We start from the raw sequence: 15,798 nt of genomic DNA, 5'->3' as shown, positions 1-15,798 counted from the left end.
GCGACGGCTCGGCGACCGACCATCCGATCAAAACATAAAGGGGGAAGCACGATGATGATCCGCATCACGAGGCGGTCACACTTTCTACGCGAGAGCATGGCGGCCGTATCGCTGCTGGCGATCGTCCAGCCGGCGGCGGCGCAAGAGCGGGCGGAGCCCACGACGCCCGCGGTTGCGGCTGCGGAGGATACGCCGGCGGACGGGGAGGTAGTGGTGACCGCGCGGCGCCGCAACGAACGGCTGCAGGACGTGCCGATCGCGATTTCGGTGATCGGCGGGTCGGAACTGAGCGCCAAGCACCTCGAACGGGTTGCCGATTTTGCGATCAAGATCCCCAATTTCAGCGCGCTGCAACAAAATACCCGCGTGTCGGGACTGTATATCCGCGGTCTTGGCGGCAATGCCAGCAACGACGGCGCGGAAGGCGGTGTCGGCCTGATCGTCGACAACGTGGTCTACAATTACGTCGGGTTCAGCTGGCTGGATTTCGTCGATCTCGACAGTATCGAGGTCGTCCGCGGCCCGCAGGGCACGTTGCTCGGCAAGAACACCACGGTGGGCGCGGTGGTGATCAGGACGCAGCTGCCCAGCTTCGACCGGTCGCTCAAGATCGCGGCGACCTATGGCGAACGGGATCTGAAACAGCTCCGCATCAATGCCACCGGTCCGGTCACCGATACGCTCGCCTACCGCCTGACCTATGCGGCGAGCCTCGGCGGCGGCTGGATCACCAACGCCTATGACGGCCGGAAGTATCTCGACAACAACCGGTGGTCGGTTCGCGGCCAGTTGCTGTGGACACCCGCAGAAAGGATCAGCGACCGGCTCATCGCCGAACATTACGAGACGAACGAATATAACAATTGGTATCCACCGACGGTCGACGTCCACTACAACCTCAAACCCGACAACAGCCGCTTCGTCACCGCCACCAACCCGACCGGAGCGCGGGCAAGCTGGTCGAGCAAGCTCAAGACCATCTTCGGCTATACGCCGAGCTTCAACGCGCCCGACAATGCCAATCTCGACACGCAGCGGCGGCTGGTCTCGCGCGTCGATGGCCTGTCGAACGAGGCGAATATCGACCTCGGTGCGGCGACGTTGACCTCCGTCTCGGCCTGGCGGCGGATGTATTTCCGCCCGTACAACGACGGCGACGGCAGCCCGTTATCGATCCTGCGCAACGGCTTCGACGTCGACGTCAACCAATATACGCAGGAAGTTCGGCTGGCATCGAGCAAGGGCGGGCTGCTCGACTGGACGATCGGCGGATACTATCTGCACGAAAACCTGCGCAGCCGGCTGCGCACGATCTATTATCGCGACGCGAGCGCCTTCTTTCTCGGCCCGACCGTGCCGTCCGCCGTCCTCGCCAATCTGGAGGTCGATCGCGACGGCCGGATGAAGATCGATAGCCTGGCCGGCTTCGGGCAGGCGACGGTGCATATCACCCCGGCGCTCTCCATGACCGGCGGACTGCGGTACACCAACGAGCGCAAGGCGGCGACGGTGGCCGGCACGGCGTTCGGCGCGGCGGAGCTGACCGGTGGCCTCGCCGGCTATGCCGCCGGCCGCGCGACGATCACCGGGCCAACCTACCGTCTCGATACGGCGGTACGCCACGGCTCCTGGTCGTGGCTGATCAATCCGGCCTGGAAGATCAGCGATCATCTGAACGCTTATGCGGTGGCGAGTTACGGGGAGAAGTCCGGCGCGGTGAACACCGCCGCCACCGCAGCGCAGGGCGGCGTGCTGATCATCGCGCCCGAAACCTCGCAGGATTTCGAAGCCGGCCTCAAAGGACGCTGGCTGGACGGACGGCTGACCGCGAACGTCAACGTCTATTCCGATACGATCCAGAACTACCAGGACACGCAGGTCGATCGCAGCCAGCCGGTGCTCGGAAGCTACCTGGCGAACGTCGGCAAGATCCGGTTGCGCGGCGTCGAGCTCGAAACCGCGCTGGAGCCCGTGCGCGGATACACACTCAGCTTCAATGCCGCGCATAATGACGCGCGCTATCTGTCCTATGAGGCGGCACCGGCGCCGCTCGAATATCAGGCCTATCTGGCGACCCAGCAGGGTGTCGCCGCCGCAGCGACGACCTTGTCGCTGACCGGATATCAAATCCGCAATGCGCCGCGGTGGACGCTGCAAGGGGGGCTGGACATCAACCGGCCACTATCCAGCGACGTGGCATGGACGGGTTACGTCAATACGGCTTACCGCAGCCGCACCAATCTGGTGAACCCGCGCTCGATCTATTTTTGGCAGCCCGGCTATGCACTGGTGAACGCGGGGCTCGGCATCAAATCTGCCGACGACCGCTGGTCGGCGCTGCTCTGGTCGCGCAATTTATTCGACCAGCGCTACGCCACCATGTTCAGCGCCGCGGGCGGCGCCTCCCCCATCAATCAGATTTTCGGCGAGCCCCGCACGATCGGCCTGACCGTGACCCGGCGGTTCCTGTGAACCCGCATCCCGCCCCCTTCCCAACGGAGACGTGCAATGACCAGACGCACCGACCATATTCGTCTCGGCGCCTTTTTGATGGCGACGGGCCACCATGTCGCCGCGTGGCGGCATCCGCGTGCTGCCGCCGATGCCGGCGTCAATCTCGAACATTGCATCGCGATCGCGCAAAAGGCCGAGGCGGCCAAGTTCGACATGATGTTCCTCGCCGACAGCCAGGGTGGCTGGATCGATCGCAACGATCCTGACAGTATCGCGCCTGTGGCGCAGGTCGCCGGCTTTGAGCCGCTGACGCTGCTGGCCGCGATCGCCGCCCGCACGCAGCGGATCGGCCTCGTCGCGACTGCGACAACGACCTATTACCCGCCGTTCCTGCTGGCACGTCTGTTCGCCTCGCTCGACAATGTCAGCGGCGGCCGCGCCGGTTGGAACCTCGTCACCTCCGCGTCGGCAGCCGAGGCGCAGAATTTCGGACTGGCGCAGCATCCGGAGCCCGAGGCGCGCTATGCCCGCGCCGCCGAATTCGCCGACGTGGTCAAGGGGCTGTGGGAAAGCTGGGAAGACGATGCGTTCCCCCGCGACCGCGCGCTGGGCCAGTTCGCCGATCCCACCAAGCTGCACATCCTGAACCATCAGGGCGAGCATTTCTCCGTCGCCGGCCCGCTGAACGTGCCGCGCTCGCCGCAGGGTCATCCGGTCGTCGTGCAGGCGGGCTCGTCCGGACCGGGCCGGAATCTTGCCGCCGCCACCGCTGAAGTCGTGTTCACCGCCCATCAAACGCTCGAGTCGGCCGCCGCTTTCTACGCCGACGTGAAAGGCCGCCTCGCCCGCTATTGCCGGCAGCCGGACACGCTCAAGATCATGCCGGGCGTAATGGCCGTGGTCGGCGACAGCGAAGCGCATGCCCGCGAGAAATACGAGGAACTGCAGCAACTGGTGCACCCCGATATCGGGCTGCGCTATCTTGCGCGCCTGTTCGAGGACGACCGGCTGCTCACGCATGATCCCGACCGGCCGCTGCCCGACTGGCTGGACGTCGACGGTCGCAAGAGCCGGCCGGCGCTGTTGCTCGGCATGGCGCGGGCGGAGGGGCTCACCGCGCGTCAGCTGCATCTGCGGGTGACCGGCGCGCGAGGCCATTGGACGATCTTCGGCGATGCCGGCCAAATCGCCGATCAGCTCGAAAGCTGGTTCGATGGTCATGGCGCAGACGGGTTCAATGTGATGCCGCCGTATTTGCCCGACCATCTCGACGATTTCATCGCGCACGTCCTGCCCGAGCTACGCCGCCGTGGGCGGTTCCGCGAAGACTATGAAGGCGCGACGCTACGCGACCATCTCGGCCTCCCCTTCCCCACGCATCGGGCGCGACAGGCCGCGTTCGCAGAGACCGCGGAATGAACCGGCGCAGCCTGCTCGCCGCCGCACTGGGCCTGATCCTGACCGCCTGCGGCGGGAATGGCTCGGATCAGGCCAAGGGGGTCACCATCGGCTATCAGAAGGGCGGCCTGCTGTTCGTCGCAGCGACCCGCGGCGCGGTCGGCAAGGCGCTGGAGGCGCGGGGGATCACACCGGTTCGCTGGGTCCAATTTCCCTCCGGGCCACCGCTGATCGAGGCGATGCGCGCCGGCTCGGTGGATTTCGGCGTGGTTGGCGATACGCCGATCGCTTATGCGCAAGCGTCCGGTAACGACCTGCGCTATGTTGCCGCGCACACCTATCCAAGTGTCGTCGGCGGCGGCCTGATCGTACCGCAAGGGGCGCCGATCCGGAGTGCCGACGATCTCAAAGGCAAACGGCTCGCGTTTACCAAGGGGTCGGCGTCCGAACTGAGCGCCGTCGTCGCGCTGAAGAAGTATGGCCTGACGCTCAACGACCTGACCCCGGTCTATCTGACACCGGCCGATGCGATCACCGCCTTCGCCAATCGGTCGATCGACGCCTGGCTGACTTGGGACCCGTATCTGACCCTCGCCAAGCAGCGGTTCGGCGCACGCGAGGTGGAGATCGACCGCGCGGGCCTGCGCGCGGGCGAGTTCTACATCGCGCGCGGTGCCTTCGTCCGCGACCGGCCGACGACATTGATCGCGACGCTCGACGCCCTGCGGGACGAGGCCGCCTGGGCGCGCGCCCATCGTGACGAGGTGGCCCGGCTCACCGCAGCCGCGACCGGCCTGCCGCCGGCAGTCGTCCGCAAGATGCAGGAGCGCTACGGCGACGACCCCTTTTCCGTCAATCCGGTCACCCCGATCGACATCGCCAACCAGCAACGCGTCTCCGACTATCTGACCGAGGCGGGTATATTGACCCGCAAGATCGACGCGAACGCCGCCGCCTGGATCGGCTGGGCCCCCAAACATTGAGGAGACGATCATGGCCAGCCTCGCGCCAACGCCACCCCGCCGTGCCGCCGATCCGCGTGCGGTCGCCGAACGCGCCGCCGCCGCCCGCGATCGACGCAGCCTGATCGCCAGATCGCGGTGGACGCCCTATCTGCTGCCGGCCGTATTGCTTGCCGGCTGGCAGATCGCCTCCGCCACCGGAGCATTGCCCGCAACCATCCTGCCCGCGCCGTCCGCGGTCGTCGAGGTCGCCGGGACACTGTTGCGCAACGGTACGCTCGTCACCAATCTGCGGGTCAGTACCCTTCGCGCATTGACTGGACTGATCGTCAGCGGCGGGATCGCGCTGCTGCTGGGGTTCGTCACCGCGCTCGCACCGGAGTTGCGGCGGCTGCTGGATCCCACCTTGCAGGCGTTGCGGACGATCCCGCCGCCCGCGCTGATCCCACTCGTCATCCTCTGGTTCGGGATCGACGAGGTCGCCAAGATTCTGCTGGTCGGCTGGGGTGTGTTCTTTCCGATCTATCTCAACACCTATCACGGGGTCAGTTCGGTCGATCGCGGGCTGATCGAAATGGGACAGGTCTATGGCATGGACCGGTGGACGCTGTTCCGCCGCATTATCCTGCCAGGCGCCTTGCCTTCAATTCTCGTTGGTCTGCGCTTCGCGCTCGGCACCATGTGGCTGATGCTCATCGTCGCCGAGACGATCGCGGCCAATTCCGGCATCGGCTACATGGCCAATCAGGCGCGCGAGTTCAGCCAGACCGACGTCATCGTTTTGGCGATCCTCCTCTACGCCGGCCTGGGCAAACTTGCCGACACCTTCACAAGATTGCTCGAACGGCGCCTGTTGCGCTGGAACCCCCTGTATGGAGCGTCCTGACATGGCCAGTGCACGACCGGTCACGATCGATACCCGCGACGTGGCTCCCACGCATGGCGGCGCCCGCCTTGCCGTTCATGGTCTCGGCGTCGCCTTCGGCGCCAATCGCGTCATCGACGATCTCGATCTGGAGATCGAAAGCGGCCAGTTCGTCTCGATCGTCGGACGCTCGGGCTGCGGCAAAAGCACGTTGTTGCGCGCCATAACCGGCCTTGAGCAGCCGGATCGCGGGACGATCGATCTTGACCGCGCCCGCACCCGCGTCGTGTTTCAGGAGCCACGCCTCCTGCCTTGGGAGCATGTGCTCGCCAACGTCGCGCTCGGGGCCGAAGGGTCGGTGCAGGAAACGCGCGAACAGGCCTATGAAGCGCTCGAACTGGTCGGGCTTGCCGACAAGGCGGAGCAATGGCCGGCGCGGCTATCCGGGGGGCAGCGCCAGCGCGTCGCGCTCGCACGTGCGCTGGTCAGCCGCCCGCGCTTGTTGCTGCTCGACGAACCGCTCGGCGCACTCGATGCGCTGACCCGGATCGAAATGCAGCGCTTGCTGGAAACGGTCTGGCTCCGCCAAGGATTCACCGCCTTGCTCGTGACCCACGACGTGGCCGAATCCGTGGCGCTCGGGGATCGTGTGGTGATGATGGAACATGGCCGCATCACCCGCGACATTGCCGTTCCCGCCCCGCACCCGCGCCGCCACGGCGATAGTAGGCTAGCAGCGATCGAAGGTGAAATACTGGATCAACTGCTCGGGACGGCACGACCAACCCGATATCCGCCCCTCGCCGAGCATCCAGCCTGAGGCCGCAGCGGTGTCGTGGCGCCGTATCGCATGGGTCCGGGGTTCACGCCGCAATAGCCGCCGTCTCCGGCAGCCCTGCCGCCAAGGCATCGATCGCGATCCGGGCACGCAGCGGCAGCAGCGGCGTCTGTGGCCACAGCACGTGACTTTCGAAAACGTGCGCCGGCAGATGAGGCAACACCATCGCCAATCGCCCGGCCGCGACGTCGTCGCGGATCAGCCAGCAGAACAGCCAGGCGAGGCCGTGTCCTGCCACCGCCGCATCGCGGATCGTGCCGAGATCGTCGAAGCGCATGCGGCTCGGTGGTACGATCTCGTCCGGTAAGCGGCCGGTGCGGGGAAACAGCCACGAGCGCACCCGCCCGGGCCGTCCATACAGCACGGCGCAATGGTCCGACAGATCGGCAAGCGTCTCCGGCAGCCCCGCCGCGGCGACATAGACGGGCGACGCGCATATCCCCATATGCTGGTGCGCGACCCGCCGCGCGGCGAGCCCCGGCCAATCCTGCAACGGCCCGTTGCGCACCACCAGATCGAAGCCGTCCTCCACCACGTCGACCAGCCGATCGTTGAAGTTGAGGTCGATCTCCAGCTTCGGGTGGGTGGCGAGCAAGCCGATCAGGATCGGCGCAACGCGCATCCGCCCAAACAGTACCGGCACCGATACGCGCAGCCGCCCGGCGACTTCGCGGCGGCCCGAGTCCAGTTGCGCCGTGGCCGCCTGGACCTCGTCGAGCGCGCGGCGGCAATGTTCGAAGAAGACCTGGCCATCGTCGGTCAGCACGAGCGTGCGTGTGGTCCGATGGAAGAGCCGCACCCCCAGTCGCCGCTCGAGCCGCGTCACGGTACGCCCCACTGCCGAACGCGTCAGGTGGAGCTTTGCCGCGGCGGCCGCAAAGCCGCCCGCCTCCACCGCCTTGACGAACACCGGCAGATCGGCGAGCATGTCGCCTCGGTTCATTGTCGCCTCCCACGCACCCGTCCGGATCCGATCTATCGCCACCGCCACGCGCCGATCAACGCTAATGTCCGACATCAACAATCGGATGGGTATGACGATGGCAAGGATGAAGCGCTGGACGATCACCGAATTTGGCCGCGACACGCTCCGGCTTGAGGATGCACCCGTTCCGGAACCGCGCGCCGGCGAATTGCTCGTCAAGGTCGCGGCGGTTTCGCTCAACTATCGCGACAAGCTGGTGATCGACAATGGTATGGGCGGGATGCCGCTTCCTTTCCCGTTCGTGCCGGGGTCGGACCTCGCTGGCACAATCGTCGCGGCGGGTGATGGCGCAGCACGGTTCGCCGTCGGCGCGCGTGTGATCTCGACTTTCTTCCCCGGGTGGATCGATGGCCCGCATCCGGGCAGCGCTGCAGAGCCCCCGTTCAGTGCGTTGGGCGGCCTTCATCAGGGCGTGCTTGCCGAATATGTCGCCTAGCCCGAGGCCTGGTTGACGGCCGCACCGGATACGCTCGACCTTGCTGCGGCAAGCACCCTGCCTTGCGCCGGCTTGACCGCTTGGAATGCGCTGGTCGAACTGGGCGGCATACAAGCGGGATCGAGTGTGCTCGTGCAGGGGACCGGCGGCGTCGCATTGTTCGGTCTGCAGATCGCCAAGGCGCATGGCGCCGAGGTCTTCGTGACCTCGGCCGGCATCGAGAAGCGCGAGCGGGCAATCGCGTTGGGCGCCGATCACGCGATCGACCGTGAAGGCTGGGTCGAAACCGTCCATCGCCTGACGGCGGATCGCGGTATCGATCATGTGCTGGACATCGTCGGCGGCGCGCACCTCAGCCAGTCGCTGGAGGCGGTGGCGATGCACGGAAGGGTGTCGCTGATTGGCGTGATCGAGGGCTATGATCTGTCCGCCGCCGCGCGCCATCTGATGCTCAAACAGGCGGTCGTCCAAGGTATCCGGGTCGGTCATCGCCGCGCGCTGGAGGAATTGGTGCGCGCGGTCGACGTCAACCGCATCGCACCGGTGATCGCCCAGCGCTACGCCTTCGATGCCCTGCTCGCGGCGCTTGACCACCTCGACCGCGGGCCGTTCGGCAAGATCGTCGTGACGATGGATTGAGTTACGCCAGGGCGAACCCGGTGCAAAAGGCTTCCGCGAAAGCACCAGGCGTTTCGACAGGCTCCCCACCTGCGGTGCATCGAAATGGCAAGGGCCATTCCGATGCACCGCAGTCACCTTATCCTATTAGAAGTTAAAGCTGGCCCCAGCACTGAAATTCCGGCCGACGAGGCCTGCATAATGCCAGCTGCTGAGATAGTTCGGATTACTGGCATAGGCGCCCGATGCCAGCGGCGCGCGGGCATTGGTCAGGTTCTGCACGTTGAAGAAGAACCGGAACTGGTCGTTCACCTGCACACCGGCGTTGAGGTCGACGTAGATGAACGGACGGACGTAGCATTGATTGGCCTTGTCGCCGCCCGACGGCACCGGCGCCAGCGTATTCTTGCAGGAGAGATCGATCACGCCGTTGACGGGGGCAATCTCGTCGGCCGCGACCTGCTTGATCCGGCCCACATAATAGGTGGTCGCCGTGAGCGAGAATTTGCCGACTTCCAGCGCATTTTGCCAGTTGCCGCGCATGCGCGGCGTGCCCCCACCCGACGACAGCTCGTACGGTCCCAGCGTGCCCGCATATTTCTGCACCACGCCCGCAGGGGTGACCAGATCAAGACGGAGCACGCGGGTTACGTCGAGGCGACTGATAAGCCGCACGCCATCGGACAACGGGATATTCGCGCTCGCTTGCACGTCGATGCCCGAACTCACTTGGTAATTGGCGTTGACGTAGGGCACGTCGAACACCAGCAAACGGGGCAATGCGTTCGGATTGGCGGGATCGGGCGCATCGATAACGTTGCACTTGTAGCCCGTGCCCACCGCCGCAAGCGCAGCGCACCCCTCGGTGGCATTGGTCTTGCCGTAATAGGCGTCGATTGCCTGACCGCGTAGCGGCCCGCTGACGATAAGGTTGGACTTTTTGATGTTATAATAGTCGGCCGTCAGACTGAGCCAGCGTGCCGGCTTTAGGATCGTGCCAAGCGTGATGCTGCGCGACGCTTCCGGCAGGATGTCGGGATTGCCCGCGGCGGCGCTGCCGATACTGTATCTGTCGGTGTATGCCGGATTTCCTGCATGCGCCTTGATGAAGTCGTCGGGCGGCGTCAGATACGAGAAGCCAGCGTAGCTGCTCGCTGGATTATACTCCGCGAAGGTCGGCGCACGAAAGCCTTGCGAGTAGGTCGCTCGCAGCGCGATCTGCTCGATCGGCGTGAATTTGACGCCGATCTTGGGCGAGAAATGGCTGTAGCCCTGCGAATAATGATCGTAGCGGCCCGACACGTTGAGGTCGAGTTCATTGGCGAACGGCGCATCAATCTCGAAGAAGCCCGCCGTAACAGTCTGATGACCCTGCGCGGAAGACGTGTTCAGCGCATAGTAGCTCAGATCCGCATTCTGGTTGCGGTTCATCAGCGTTTCGCGGCGAATCTGAAAACCCGCACCCATATTCAGATCGCCACCGGGCAGCGTCGTCACGGCCTTGATGATGGAGCCGCCGATGGTCGCAACAGTTGAATAGGAAGGCGTAGTACGGGCGGGCGAAATCTGGTTTCGGATTGCCGTGCTGTTGCGTTCCGGGTTGACGAAATTATAGGCACCCGTGTTGATCGCGTTCAGCAGGCCCTGAACGTTGATGTAGCCGCGTTGCGTCACACTGAATTCGTCGCGGGCGTAGACGCCGTTCAGGCGAAACCTGAAGCCGTCGCCCAGATTGCCCGAGATTCCGGCGGTGGTGCGAAACACGTCGACATAGCGGTCGCTGCCACTGGGGTTGTCCCCGAACAGATAATAGATGCGAGCGGCACCCTCTGCAGGATTTTCAGCATAGGCGGCAGCATAGGGATTGTTCGGGTTCAGCCGTTTGTCAGCTGCGCTGACGCAATTCACCCCCGCAGAGCAGACGTAGACCGGCAAGACGATGCCGGGATTCTTTGACGAGAGCGCAGCGGGCGCGCCGAACGGCTGGTTCTGGAGGATCGATGCAGGTCCACCGGTGATGCTGACTTCGGAATGCGAGTAGCTGCCGGTCGCGAAAGCTTCCAGATGGTCGCTCAGGCGTGCGGTGAGGTGGGCAGTCGCCGAATAGCGCTGCTGCCGGGGCTGGATGATGTTATATTCGTCGGGGAGATTATGGGCGCAGCCGACCCCCTGTTCCTTGGCCGTGCTCACTGTGAACGTGCCATAGGGGCAAGCGTTCGGATTCAGCAGCTGATATTGGTTGGTGGGTGGCGCCCCGACCTGCCCCGCGAGCGAGTTGTTGAGGTCGGTCTGCCTGACGCGGGTGACGACCGCCTGCGGATTCTCCACTACCAGCGAGTCGTCGTTGCGGTTGCGGTCCTTCAGCCCGCTTGGCCGCAGGTCGAGCGTGTTGAATGGATAGCCGCGCGAATGGTTGGTGATGTACCCGTCATAGGTATATTCACCGTTCAGATAGACGTTGAAGCCCTGCGCCTCATAGTCGCCATAGCCGGCGGTCAGCGTCGCGCGATAATGCGAGCCGTCGGCGCGTTCGGTCGCGCCGCCCTGCACCGATCCTTCGATTCCCTCGAAATGCTTCTTGCTGATCAGATTGACCACGCCGCCGATCGCGTCCGCGCCATAGGTGGATGATGCGCCGTCCTTCAACACCTCGATCCGGTCGACGATGCTGAACGGGATCGAGTTCAGATCGACATAGGCGTTGTGGCCATCGTCGTTGAGCGGGAAGTTCGCCGAGCGCAATCCGTCGATCAGCACCACGGTCGACGAGACGCCGAGGCCGCGCAGCGACACCGCGGCGCCGCCGGCCGAGAAACCGTTGCGGAAGCCGGTCGAGATCGATCTCGCGCTGTCCGCCGATACCGAACGGATCGCGTCCTGTGCGGTGGTGATGTTCGCGCGCTCGAGCGTCTCTGCGCTGAGCACGGTGACCGGCGAGATCGACGTCGCGTTCGAATCGCGGAACAGCGTGCCGGTGACGACGATCTCCGTGCCCTGGCCCGGATCGGACGGTGCGGCCCCGATCGCAGGTTGCTGACCGGGCGCGCCCTGCGCGCCGGTGGGATCGGCGGAAGCCGCATCCGTCGTCGGCGCCTGTTGCGCATAAGCCGGTGCGGCGATCGCCGTCACGAGGGCGGCAGCCGATACGCCATGTCGCACGGCGTAAAACGCGGAATTCACCAATGTCACCAAGCCTACCCCTTTTGACGCTCTCGCGATCCATTTTAGGAGCGGACCGCCGGGAAACGGGCTGGCTGGAAAAATAGAGGCTTCTCCGCCTCTCGCGATGTCGCCGATCGTAACCACAACCAACGAGTGCCTGCCCTAAGCCGACAGGATATTGCGAGTCGTTAGCATATCGACTAGGTCCACTTCGGTATGGCCCGCTACGTCGACATGGAGCAGGGCATGACCGCCGCCGAGCGGCGGCTGCGGCTCTATCTGATGTCGCGCGCCAAGCTGCTCGGGCGCGCCGTCCGGCTCACCGGTGACGGGAGTATCGCGGAGGATCTGCTGCAGGACGCTTGGCTGCGCTTCGACGCCGCCGCGGCCGGTCAGGCGCAGCGTGAGACCCTGCCCTATCTACGCACCGTCGTCGACAATCTCAGCCGCGACTGGCGGCGGCGGCGTTCTGTCCAGTCGTCGCTGTTCGCCGAGAGCGCCGACACGCCGGCCGTCGACGTGCCGAGCCTCGATCCGTCGCCGGAAAGCCAGGCCATCGCCCGTGACGAGCTACGCGCGCTGGCCGCTTTGTTCGAGACGATGCCGGTCCGGATGCGGCGGGCGGTCGAGATGCACCGGATCGAAGGCGCGACGCTGACCCAAATTGCCGAACGGCTCGGGGTGTCGGTGACGACCGCACACGGCCTCGTCGCCGAGGGCGTCGCCCGCTGCCGCACCGCGCTGCGCCAGCCGAAATGACCGCCGCGCGATGTTCGTCGCGCATTATTCTCCGAAAATCCCGACCGCCACTGCGTTTCATATATTAGGCTAATGCGACGCGTTCGCATCAAGGCCGGAACGTGAAATGGGGGTAAGCAAGTGCGAGGAACGGGACGGACCAGCGGCGGACTGCGGGGGCGGTGCGCGGCGATCGTGGTGTGGCGTGCGACATGGCTGGGCGCGACCGCGCTCGCGGGGGTGGTGGCGCCGGGCGTGGCCGCGGCACAGCAGGCCGAGCAGGCACGGGCGCGGGATTTCGCCATCGCCGCCGGGCCGCTGGGCGAGGCGCTGATCGCGTTCGGACAGCAGGCGGGCGTGCAGATCGACGCGCCGGACGACGCAGTCCGGGCGGCGGCATCGCCGGGCGTCAGCGGGCGGCTGACGGCGGAGGCGGCGCTCGCCCGGCTGCTGGCGGGAACCGGCTTCACCGGGCGGCTGCGCGGCGACCGGGTGACGATCGAGCGGCTGCCCGCGCCCGCGACGGCGGACACGATCACCACCGATGCGCTGCGCGTCGAGGGCCAGCAGACCGCCGAGGGCGGCAGCGCGCGCGACGCGCGCGGCTATGACGACATCTACGACCGCGACACGACCACCACCTATATGGGCAAAGACGAGGTCGAGCGGTACAAGGGCGTGACCCCGGCGGACGTGCTCAAGGGCATGCTCGGCGTCTACAGCGGCGACGCGCGCAACGGCGGCGGCATCGATCCGAGCATCCGCGGCATTTCCGGCCCCGGCCGCGTGCCGGTGATCATCGACGGCACCGAACAGGCGCTGACCGTCTGGCGCGGCTATAACGGCGCGAGCAACCGCGCCTATATCGATCCCAATCTGATCGCGGGCATCCAGGTCGCGAAGGGGCCGGTGTCCGAGCGCGGCGTCGACGGATCGAGCGGCGGCGCAGTCGTCGTCCACACGCTCGACGCCACCGATATCCTGCGCAAGGGGCAGACGTTCGGCATCGAAGCCAAGGTGGAAGGCGGCAACAATTCCACCGCGCCGCAGCTCCCCCGGCTCAGCCTCGGGCAGAGCTATCGGGACCTCCCCCTGTTCCCCGGCAATGGGATAACCCCGGGGCTCGTCAATTATCCGGGGGGCGACCCGGCGGTGCGGGTCAAGGCACGCAGCCCCAACGACAATGATCTCATCTCGTTCGGCGACAAGGCGGCGCGCATCGCCATGGCGGGGCGGCTGGGCGCGATCGATCTGCTCGGCGCCTATGCCTATCGCACCCGTGGCAATTATTTCGCCGGCGAACATGACGCCGGCTATTATTCGCAGGTCGATGCCGATCCCAAGAAGCAAGGCACGTTCATCCAGCGCATGGCGTTCAACTACCGGCCCGGCTACGAGGTCACCAATACCTCGTCGCGGACATCGTCATGGCTGGCCAAAACGGTCTGGCACATCGACGATGCCTCCTACCTGAAGGCCGGGTTCCGCGACACGCGCTCGACCTATGGCGACATCCTGCCGTCGCGCGTGGTCGGCTACGGCAGCCCGGGCATCGGATCGCTCCAGTGGACGCTCGGCCACATCCATTCCCAGGCCTATAACCTCGACTATAAATTGCAGCCGAACCTCTGGTGGCTCGACTTCAAGGCGAGCTTCTGGGACACGCACACGCTCAGCGACACCAACAGCAACGGCGGCTATCCGCAGGCCGCATCCTATACCGACCCGATCCTGCGCGACACCGCGATCCTGCACCAGCGCAACGACCGCTTCGGCGCGATCGCCAGCAACCAGTTTAAATTCGGTTCGCGCTTCGACCTGCTGCTGCAGGGCAACTGGCAACGCGAGGTGCTGCGCCCGACCGGCGAGTCCGCGGTCGCGCGCGGGGCGAGCTATTGCGGCTTCTTCTGCGGCAACAACCGTTCGGGGCGGCGCGGCGAATATCGCATCGACGTGAAGGCCGAATGGCGCCCGGCCAGCTTCCTCAAGCTCGATGCCGGCGTCACCTATGCCGGATTCCACGCCATCGACGACAAGCTTCGCGCAGCGATCGCGGCGGGCGACAAGCTGTTGGTCAGAGGCGTAGCGGGATATGTGAACAAGGTGGGATCGTTCAAGATCCAGAGCAAAGACGATTACCGACGTGACAGATATGGCAACGCCATCTATTGGGGAAAATCGATCGCCGACGCCACCCTGCTGGCCGACACCTTAGCTGCCAACTACAGTCCAAAGCTTAATCAGTGGACCCTTTATTCCTACCTCGATCCATTTTATCCAAATGCGCGAGGCAAGATCACACGATCGCAGATCGACTGTCTGAACGGGGCATATAGCGACAGTTCGCGCTATAGACCGGGTTATTCTGGTCGCAGCGTTTGCGGTATCGATGAGATATTCGCCTTTCGGAACCTTACGATGGCCGATACGCGGCTTTCCGGCCATGACTGGGCGCCGACAGCATCAGCGACAGCCTATCTGAGCCATTCGGCACGCGCTTATGTCCGCTATGCCGAATATTTTCGGTATCCTAGCCTATTCGAAAGCACGTCGGGCTTTTCACAATCGCTCAATGCCGACTATCCATTAAGGCCGGAGCATCTGCAATCGCTCGAGGCCGCCTATATTCAGGACTTGCGTCCGCTGTTCCGGCTCGGCGACGGCCGGAAGGCGGACTTTCGCCTGACCTGGTATCGCAACGTCACGACCGACGTGATCGATCGCAACACCAACCTTCAGTCCTCCAATCTCGACAAGCAAATCCTGTCGGGCATCGAGGCGCAGGCGCGATACGATAACGGCAGCGTGTTCGGCGACATCGGTTATGCCCACGTCTTCACCAATCGCGTCTGCGACGAAACCAGAGCATTGGTAACGGACTCCGGTTCTACTTGGCTCGGCAAGATTCCAGCCTGCGTCAAATATGGCTTTTATCAAGGTTATTTGCTGACGCAGGCCGCGCCGGACGACTCGCTCAACCTGACGCTGGGTGCGCGGCTGCTCGATCGTCGACTGGAATTCGGCCCCCGCTTCGTCTGGTACAGCCAGTATAACAACCCGCTGCTCGACACGCTGCTAAACTCCCCCGATCCGGTCCAGGGCTATGCGCTCAACGTTCCCTATGCATGGGGCAGGAACCTGACGGTGGACGCCTATGTCCGCTTCCGCGTCGATGATCGCTTCACCGCCGAGATCAACGGCACCAATCTGACCGATCATTACTACAGCGACCCGCTCAGCCGCACGCTCAATCCCTCGCCGGGACGGACGCTGCGTCTCAGCCTGACGGGGAGGCTGTGACACCCGAATTCGGCAGCCGCCGCCGCGCCTGACATGCAAACC

General features: G+C 64.9%; 11 protein-coding genes. 9 read left to right on the top strand and 2 right to left on the bottom strand.

Annotated features, from left to right (window positions below; all coding sequences use genetic code 11):
* Positions 1-96 precede the first annotated feature (96 nt).
* Genes AC07UH_RS06845 through AC07UH_RS06825 form a run of 5 tightly spaced genes read left to right on the top strand, consistent with a single transcriptional unit; the run spans position 97 to position 6,499 of the window.
* On the top strand, positions 97-2,472 hold the full coding sequence (locus AC07UH_RS06845) for a TonB-dependent receptor (protein ID WP_495180377.1): 2,376 nt from the start codon (positions 97-99) through the stop codon (positions 2,470-2,472).
* Between the two features lie 36 nt (positions 2,473-2,508).
* Positions 2,509-3,873 (top strand): LLM class flavin-dependent oxidoreductase, encoded by a 1,365-nt coding sequence (locus tag AC07UH_RS06840; RefSeq protein ID WP_495180378.1) that lies wholly within the window; start codon positions 2,509-2,511, stop codon positions 3,871-3,873.
* Positions 3,870-4,835: an aliphatic sulfonate ABC transporter substrate-binding protein gene (locus tag AC07UH_RS06835; RefSeq protein WP_495180379.1), complete on the top strand. Its 966-nt coding sequence runs from the start codon at positions 3,870-3,872 to the stop codon at positions 4,833-4,835. The genes AC07UH_RS06840 and AC07UH_RS06835 overlap by 4 nt, the downstream gene beginning before the upstream one ends.
* A gap of 10 nt (positions 4,836-4,845) precedes the next feature.
* On the top strand, positions 4,846-5,700 hold the full coding sequence (locus tag AC07UH_RS06830) for an ABC transporter permease subunit (protein ID WP_495180380.1): 855 nt from the start codon (positions 4,846-4,848) through the stop codon (positions 5,698-5,700).
* A complete protein-coding gene (locus AC07UH_RS06825; RefSeq protein ID WP_495180381.1) occupies positions 5,687-6,499 on the top strand; it encodes an ABC transporter ATP-binding protein in 813 nt (270 codons plus the stop codon). The genes AC07UH_RS06830 and AC07UH_RS06825 overlap by 14 nt, the downstream gene beginning before the upstream one ends.
* A gap of 43 nt (positions 6,500-6,542) precedes the next feature.
* Here the strand turns inward: AC07UH_RS06825 and AC07UH_RS06820 are convergent, their stop codons facing one another.
* Positions 6,543-7,460, bottom strand: coding sequence for a LysR family transcriptional regulator (locus AC07UH_RS06820; protein ID WP_495180382.1), 918 nt, complete (start codon positions 7,458-7,460; stop codon positions 6,543-6,545).
* Between the two features lie 64 nt (positions 7,461-7,524).
* Between AC07UH_RS06820 and AC07UH_RS06815 the strand changes: the two genes are divergently transcribed.
* On the top strand, positions 7,525-7,938 hold the full coding sequence (locus AC07UH_RS06815; protein WP_495180383.1) for an alcohol dehydrogenase catalytic domain-containing protein: 414 nt from the start codon (positions 7,525-7,527) through the stop codon (positions 7,936-7,938).
* A gap of 72 nt (positions 7,939-8,010) precedes the next feature.
* On the top strand, positions 8,011-8,577 hold the full coding sequence (locus AC07UH_RS06810; RefSeq protein ID WP_495180384.1) for a zinc-binding dehydrogenase: 567 nt from the start codon (positions 8,011-8,013) through the stop codon (positions 8,575-8,577).
* Positions 8,578-8,703: 126 nt separating this feature from the next.
* Here the strand turns inward: AC07UH_RS06810 and AC07UH_RS06805 are convergent, their stop codons facing one another.
* A complete protein-coding gene (locus AC07UH_RS06805) occupies positions 8,704-11,748 on the bottom strand; it encodes a TonB-dependent receptor domain-containing protein (RefSeq protein WP_495193942.1) in 3,045 nt (1,014 codons plus the stop codon).
* 186 nt (positions 11,749-11,934) lie between these two features.
* Between AC07UH_RS06805 and AC07UH_RS06800 the strand changes: the two genes are divergently transcribed.
* Together AC07UH_RS06800 and AC07UH_RS06795 are read left to right on the top strand one after the other, a co-directional pair.
* The gene (locus AC07UH_RS06800) at positions 11,935-12,477 is read left to right on the top strand and encodes a sigma-70 family RNA polymerase sigma factor (protein ID WP_495180385.1); all 543 of its coding nucleotides are present in this window, start codon (positions 11,935-11,937) and stop codon (positions 12,475-12,477) included.
* 120 nt (positions 12,478-12,597) lie between these two features.
* Positions 12,598-15,756, top strand: a complete 3,159-nt coding sequence (locus AC07UH_RS06795; RefSeq protein WP_495189843.1) for a TonB-dependent receptor domain-containing protein — start codon at positions 12,598-12,600, stop codon at positions 15,754-15,756.
* Positions 15,757-15,798: the final 42 nt, after the last annotated feature.

The sequence above is a fragment of the Sphingomonas sp. GW821-FHT04B01 genome, from assembly GCF_059420425.1.
Note: the sequence above shows the minus strand (reverse complement) of the source record. Positions and strands in the feature narration are given on the sequence as shown.